This window comes from Photobacterium sp. S4TG1 (assembly GCF_036040035.1).
In the GTDB taxonomy this organism is placed as follows: domain Bacteria; phylum Pseudomonadota; class Gammaproteobacteria; order Enterobacterales; family Vibrionaceae; genus Photobacterium.
This window is the reverse complement of record NZ_JAYXUH010000035.1, coordinates 1-1,474: the sequence shown is the minus strand read 5'-3', so window position 1 is coordinate 1,474 and position 1,474 is coordinate 1. Positions and strand designations below refer to the sequence as shown.

Below are 1,474 nucleotides of genomic sequence, written 5' to 3'. Positions count from 1 at the left end.
TGTTAGTGCAAGTTAGTAATGTCACATAACTCTCCCAAATAGAAATGTCACACTGTGTCAGACTCTTTCATCAAGGCTATATTCATGGCTCGTTGTTGTGCGGCTCGGCTAATGTTCCTTTTACTCCGCGTTCGTTCCGGAGTGTTTTCTCTCTGCTCTTGGCTTTGCTTAGCAAAGGCGAGTACTGCACTTAGTCGTTTGTTATCAACGATGGCTGCTTGGTTTACCGTTCGAAGTTTATCGAAAACAGAATAAGTTAATGGTTGGCCACAATGCTTAATACTAATGGTGCCATCAGGATAGTCGTAAACCATGATGGGTTTACCTATCAAACGGTTATTAGCATCGTTAGGTTCGATTAAGTAAACAACTTTATCGTATTGGATAGTAAGAGAGCGTGTGAGTACGCGGCTTCGCTGACGAGCGAAGATATCATCAAGTTCACTTGATGATTCTCGTAATGGGCGATGTGCGTCGTGAAGTGAATAGGGTGTTCGTGCAAAACGTTGATTAAAATCAGCAATAAATTTAGGTAACCAGGCGTTGGCTTCTTCAATCGAATCAATGCCAGCAAGACGCATTTCTTTAATCAGACGGTCTTGTAGTGTTTTATTAGCACGCTCTACGCGTCCTTTTGCTTGAGAACTATTGGCACAAATTAAATCGATATTAAGTTCAAACAAAGCACGGCCAAACTCAGTCATTTGCTTACCTGTTTTTACTTCGTCTCGATTGAGTCTAAATACTGAATGTTTGTCGCTGTAAAAAGCGATAGGTTTTCCATGCTCTTCAATGTATTGGCGTGTGATATTCATGTAATCAAAGGTTGATTCAACATCATTGAATCGCAAGGTCATGAGTCGACCTGTCGCATCATCGATATATACCGTAAGACAACATTTCTCTGCTCGGCCTTCAAACCAATCATGGTGAGAGCCATCTATTTGTACTAGTTCACCTAGGCATTCACGACGATAGCGGGGTTGATAAACCTTTGGCTTTGCTTGACGTTTAGAGATCCAAAAACCTTCCGCCATCATCCATTGACGTAACGTTTCAGTTGAGAGTTTTAGTTGGTGTTTTTCACGCAATTTTTCATTAGCAAATGTCGGTCCAAAATCGATATAGAACTGACGAACAATATCAATCACACGCTGCTTAAATTTAGGTGTATAGCGCCGATTACTCGGCTTACCACGGCGTAATGAGACCAATCCCGCTGGACCTTGTCCGCGATATTGATTAACGAGGCGTTGGATATGTCGTCGAGATAATTTTAGTAACTCAGCAGCATCTTTTTGTCGAAGTCTTCGCTCACTAATATCACGAATAACATCAACTCGATTTAATTCTTTTGGACTCATGGAAAGTAACATGGCACAGAGATCTATACTTGGCGGAAAACACCACCAAGTATACCAATATGTGACATCTCTAAGTTGGTAAAAAGTGACATTACTATATTGGGTTTACA

At 41.0% G+C, this 1,474-nt stretch carries 1 protein-coding gene; it reads right to left on the bottom strand.

Annotated elements, in window-relative coordinates:
* Positions 1-47: 47 nt before the first annotated feature.
* A complete protein-coding gene (locus VXS03_RS19980; protein ID WP_442957469.1) occupies positions 48-1,364 on the bottom strand; it encodes an ISNCY family transposase in 1,317 nt (438 codons plus the stop codon).
* Positions 1,365-1,474 lie beyond the last annotated feature (110 nt).

Bases quoted from the DNA above. Each gene is read 5' to 3' on its own strand.
- VXS03_RS19980 (WP_442957469.1), bottom strand. From the start codon at position 1,364: ATGAGTCCAAAAGAATTAAATCGAGTTGATGTTATTCGTGATATTAGT.